General features: G+C 42.6%; 5 protein-coding genes. 3 read left to right on the top strand and 2 right to left on the bottom strand.

Features of this window, described 5'->3' with window-relative positions:
• Positions 1 to 88: 88 nt before the first annotated feature.
• Positions 89 to 1,798 (top strand): Gfo/Idh/MocA family oxidoreductase, encoded by a 1,710-nt coding sequence (locus ACMJ0U_RS12570; protein ID WP_417130212.1) that lies wholly within the window; start codon positions 89 to 91, stop codon positions 1,796 to 1,798.
• Positions 1,799 to 2,222: 424 nt separating this feature from the next.
• On the opposite strand, the gene ACMJ0U_RS12565 is transcribed toward ACMJ0U_RS12570, so the two are convergent.
• Positions 2,223 to 2,348: a hypothetical protein gene (locus ACMJ0U_RS12565; RefSeq protein WP_417130211.1), complete on the bottom strand. Its 126-nt coding sequence runs from the start codon at positions 2,346 to 2,348 to the stop codon at positions 2,223 to 2,225.
• A 76-nt stretch (positions 2,349 to 2,424) separates the two neighbouring features.
• On the opposite strand from ACMJ0U_RS12565, the gene ACMJ0U_RS12560 reads away from it, so the two are divergent.
• Together ACMJ0U_RS12560 and ACMJ0U_RS12555 are read left to right on the top strand one after the other, a co-directional pair.
• Complete coding sequence (locus ACMJ0U_RS12560) at positions 2,425 to 2,673, top strand: toxin-antitoxin system protein (RefSeq protein ID WP_118242507.1); 249 nt, start codon at positions 2,425 to 2,427, stop codon at positions 2,671 to 2,673.
• Positions 2,670 to 2,948 carry a type II toxin-antitoxin system YafQ family toxin gene (locus tag ACMJ0U_RS12555; RefSeq protein WP_417130210.1) on the top strand — a complete coding sequence of 93 codons (279 nt, stop codon included), beginning with the start codon at positions 2,670 to 2,672 and terminating at the stop codon, positions 2,946 to 2,948. Before ACMJ0U_RS12560 ends, ACMJ0U_RS12555 begins: the two co-directional genes overlap by 4 nt.
• A 61-nt stretch (positions 2,949 to 3,009) precedes the next feature.
• On the opposite strand, the gene ACMJ0U_RS12550 is transcribed toward ACMJ0U_RS12555, so the two are convergent.
• Positions 3,010 to 4,572, bottom strand: a complete 1,563-nt coding sequence (locus ACMJ0U_RS12550; RefSeq protein WP_417130209.1) for an ATP-binding protein — start codon at positions 4,570 to 4,572, stop codon at positions 3,010 to 3,012.
• Positions 4,573 to 4,938 lie beyond the last annotated feature (366 nt).

The raw sequence follows: 4,938 nt of genomic DNA, 5'->3' as shown, positions 1-4,938 counted from the left end.
CGCGTTTTTTAGAAAAAACATTTGGATATTGATGTTTTTTTATATCTTTGCCATCAATTAAAATTCAACTTTAAAAACAACTAAAGCTATGAAACATTTTGGAAAAATGATTGTTGGTGCTTGCACCATTTTAACCTTAACTTGTACACCTGCTCAATTGCTTGCTCAAAGCCTTTCACCTTCCACTCAGTGGGAATGGAACAAAGGTACCATCGTTATAAAATCCCCGGAACGTCCAGCCGGACAGGAGTCTGTCATCGGTTTAACTGTACCTAAAATGAACGTTGTACGTGTAGGTTTCGTAGGACTGGGAATGCGTGGTCCGGGAGCTGTAGAGCGTTTCACCCACATTGCCGGCACCAAAGTCGTAGCCTTGTGTGACTATGAAAAGGAACGTGCAGAAAGATGCCAGAAATATCTTCAGAAAGCTTGTCTACCCGAAGCTGCGGTATACTCAGGCGCAGAAGGATATAAAGCACTCTGCGAACGCGAAGACATTGATCTGGTATACATTGCAGCCGACTGGGATCACCACTTCCCGATTGCCAAATATGCCATGGAACATGGAAAGAACGTAGCCATCGAAGTTCCGTCGGCTATGAATCTGGAACAGTGCTGGGAACTTATCAACCTGTCTGAAACAACCCGCAAGCACTGCATGATTCTGGAAAATTGCTGCTATGACTGGTTTGAGATGAACACCCTGAACATGGCACAGCAGGGAGTATTCGGAGAAGTACTTCGCGCACAAGGAGCTTACATCCACAACCTGGATGATTTCTGGCCTTACTACTGGAAAAACGGAAAAGAAGACAAACTGGGATGGCGCTTGCGTTACAACAAAGAAAATCGTGGCGACGTATACGCTACTCACGGCCTTGGCCCTGTAGCTCAGGCATTGGATATTCACCGTGGTGACCGCATGACTACCCTGGTAGCAATGGATACAAAATCCGTACACGGAAAAGCATTGGTAGAAAAAGCAACCGGCAAACCTTGCGATGAATTCCGCAACGGTGACCACACTACAACACTTATCCGTACAGAAAACGGTAAAGTAATCGAAATCCAGCACAACGTAATGAATCCTCAGCCTTACAACCGTCTGTATCAGCTGACAGGAACAAAAGGATTCGCTAATAAATATCCGGTAGAAGGCTATGCCGTAGACGCTGCTCAGATGAAAGCTTCTGGCGTACAGCCGAAAGTAGACAACCTGAGTTCTCACTCATTCCTTCCGGAAAAAGAAATGGAAGCACTGGTCAACAAATACCAGCATCCTATCTTGAAGAAATACGGTGAAATGGCAAAAGAAGTAGGCGGACACGGTGGTATGGACTTCATCATGGACAGCCGTATGGTATACTGTCTGCAGAACGGTCTGCCATTGGATATGGACGTATACGACTTGGCTGAATGGTGTGCATTGGCCGAACTGGGAGCTATCTCTATGGACAACGGATGTGCAGCTGTAGCATTCCCCGACTTTACTCGCGGACACTGGAACGACGTGAAAGGCTTCCACCATGCATTTGCTACTCCGGAAGATGAAGCTGCTGCCGAACTGGCTGCTGAAACTGCTACCCTTTCACTCAAAGCACAGGGTATGAAGGAATGGTTGGCAAAATCAAAGAAAGCTGAAGTATCAAAAGAAGAAGCTGAAGCACGCGTAAAACAACTTTCTACTCAGTTGGAAAAGACACAGAAGAAAGCTAACGGTGCTGAAAGCAAGGAACTGAAAGATGCCGTAAAACAAGCAGAAAAGATGCTGAAACAAGCTCAGAAAATGCTGAAATAATCATATTTTACCAAAGGTATTAGTTCCTATATACCTAAAACTAAAGGCCGGTCTCAAATTTGAGAATCCGGCCTTTTTTATGCGACTATCGTAAGATACGACATACTTCTTTAATTCAGAATAATCCAGTATGATGAATACTTCAAAAATATCTCGGTACATTTATTAATGACAGAATGGAAATATACGTGCATACGAATATATTACATAAGATTAATCCTTCTCTATCTTTCGATGAAGTAAAACAAGGATATGCAATACGGTTAAGCAGGTTGTATGATACACTACATTATTGAATGACAATCCTGTTTTAGTCATGGTAAAATGTAAATTATAAGCATCTATGGACACCAACAATCGAATCTGAAAACCGACATTAGCTATCTCTCAAAATCGAGTTTTTTATTTCTTCCATCCGTCGCTACTATGCCAGCCAGTCTGCTATCGTACCTGTTTCAGATGGAATTTTCCATTCGCAAAATAACTGGAAGTAACCATCGTAAAAATGCCACAAATGGCTGATTAATATAGCAGCTACCAGTTCAGACAAAAATTAACTCCTTTATACATTGTAAAATACAATACATTGTATTACATTTGCAATACAATGTAATACACATAAGAAAATGGAAGCAGTAATAAGAAAACAGACCTCATTTCGGTTGCGTGAAGACTTGCTAAAGGTCTTACAGGAAGAAGCCAAAAAAGCCAACAGAAGCCTGAATAACTACGTGGAAAGCATGCTCATGGATGCTGTCTATTCAGAACCGAACGAAGAAACAAAAGCGGCCATCAAGGAAGCACGTACAGGGAAATATGCTGGCACCATAAACACCAGCAGCTTGGAAGCCTTTATAAAATCCTGTGAAGAATGAAGACACTACGCTATTCAACACAGTTCAAAAAGGATTTCAAAAGATACAGGAATAACCCCAGCAAGCTAGCAAAGCTGCTGGAAGTCTTTCGGATGCTCGAAAACGAAATAGAACTTCCGGAAAAGTATAGGGCTCACATGCTCAAAGGAGAGTATATGGGCTGCATGGAGTGCCATATTGAGGGGGATTTTCTTCTGATATGGCTGGATGTTGAAACAGGCATCATCGACGTGTTAAGACTCGGCAGTCATTCAGAACTATTCAAAAAATATTGATTTTAATTTTCCCAACATTCGATGAAGGTACTGCCCTACCCGAATAAAGGGAAGCTGGCAACTACTCTGTTCGCCAGTCTGTTATCGTACCTGTTTCAGATGAGAACACTGCTCCTATTTTATAGAGTTTACGTTGGTCTGCTTCATACTCCCGCGCATAGCCTTTTTCATTTATCTGACGCAAGGCTTCTTCGGCTGTTCCATCCAGTTTAAACTCGAATACATAAACAAAGTTTGGAGTTTCCACAATACAATCTACCCTGCCGTGACTCTGCACTTTTTCCGTATATACCGTGTACACGCTGATAAGGCGCATCAACAGATAGAACGTGTAGTGGAAATAACGCTCCCGTTCACGCTCATTTTCCTTACGGCGCATGGTGTACGGGATGCTGGCTAAAAAGGAAGTAAGATTTGTGCGAAAATCATCCAACTCTCCTTTTTTAAGGCATGTCACTGCACTTCTTATCCATGAAGGTGTATCTCCATTCGCAAAATAGCTGGAAGCAACCATCGTAAGAAAGCCGCGTTTCACCTCCTTATTGGGATAATCCAAAAGGAAGGTGTTTTCTTCCAGATCGAAATCCTTTATCGTCAAGTAGCCGCTTTGGTAAATCATTGGTAACGGTTGTTCCACATTAGCCTTGTAGTCGATGAACTCTTCCGCAGAATAATACTTGCCCGTGATTTCGTTCATATTCTCGTCGGTGTGAGACAGCAGCCGGATAAGATAAGTCGGAGTACCGCTCTTGAACCAGTAATCAGATATATCCATCGCAGCAAACGCGTTAAGAAGACTGAATGGATTATATACATCAGACATTTTCTTACTGAAATGATAGCCGTCATATTGCGCCTTGAGCATCGCCCGCATTTCATCGTACGAACAACGGTACACCTCCGACATGGTCTCCATCGGCTCCCGGAAAGTAGCATCCAGCTCCTCCTGAGATATACCGCAAAGCGTCTCATACTTGCCGTGCATACTAATGTCGAAGGGCTGATTGAAACCGCTGAATACACTTACCTGCGAAAACTTCGTCACCCCGGTCAGAAATACAAACTGAAGATGCTCGTCGGCACTCTTGAAAGCGGAATAGAAAGCTTTCAATGTATTCCGGTTCCGCTCTTCCAAAGAAGCATCCGCATCCAATACATCCAGGATTGGTTTGTCATATTCATCAATCAGGACAACGGCTCTCCTTCCGGTATGCTGATGGGCCGCACGAATCACCTCTGCAAAGAAATCGCCCAAACCGAGGTTACGGCTCTTTTCGGGCAAAGCATACTGATCTGCCCATGAAGAAATATAATAGCCGAGCTTTCTTTCCAGTTCCCCGGGAAGCGTGAAATCTGTTCCGTTGAAATCCAGATGAAATACGGGATAGACTTTCCACTCCTGCTCCAGCGCGTCGATCTTCAACCCTTTGAACAATTCTTTCCTTCCTAGGAAATAGTTTTTCAAGGTAGAAACAAGAAGACTCTTCCCGAAACGGCGCGGACGACTAAGGAAGTAAATCTTGCCTTCCTTTACCAGACTGTAAACCAAATCTGTTTTATCCACATAGACATAGCCGTCTTCTATCAACTGGTCGAAACTCTGGATTCCTATAGGGTACTTCATCTTGAAACAATCTTACAATTTGACTTTTATATGCACTCATACAAAAATAACTCTTTCTTTTGAAAGAGACTGTCATTTTGCTCATTTTTTCTTCCATAGGAGAGCACACTTGTGTTCAGATTGAAACGCACTTGCGTTTAAGGTAAAACTCCTTTGCGTTTCAGATTAAACGCACTTGCGTTTGAAGTAAAACGTACTTGCGTTTTCTTCCAAACTCCAAAGAGTTTGAAGTGTACTGAAAATAGTTGTCAGTTTGAAGATTAATTCCTGACTAAGTTGACAGGTTAAACATTATATTCCTAAAAAGGTTGTCAGTTCTGCAAAACTACAACAAAAACTCAATATCCGTATATTTTCTGCCTAAAA

Origin of the sequence: Phocaeicola sp. (assembly GCF_048170425.1) — a bacterium.
In the GTDB taxonomy this organism is placed as follows: domain Bacteria; phylum Bacteroidota; class Bacteroidia; order Bacteroidales; family Bacteroidaceae; genus Phocaeicola.
This window is presented reverse-complemented; position numbering and strand designations above follow the sequence as displayed.

Coding starts and splice junctions, on each gene's coding strand:
- ACMJ0U_RS12560 (WP_118242507.1), top strand. CDS start 2,425: ATGGAAGCAGTAATAAGAAAACAGACCTCATTTCGGTTGCGTGAAGAC.
- ACMJ0U_RS12550 (WP_417130209.1), bottom strand. CDS start 4,572: ATGAAGTACCCTATAGGAATCCAGAGTTTCGACCAGTTGATAGAAGAC.
- ACMJ0U_RS12555 (WP_417130210.1), top strand. CDS start 2,670: ATGAAGACACTACGCTATTCAACACAGTTCAAAAAGGATTTCAAAAGA.
- ACMJ0U_RS12570 (WP_417130212.1), top strand. CDS start 89: ATGAAACATTTTGGAAAAATGATTGTTGGTGCTTGCACCATTTTAACC.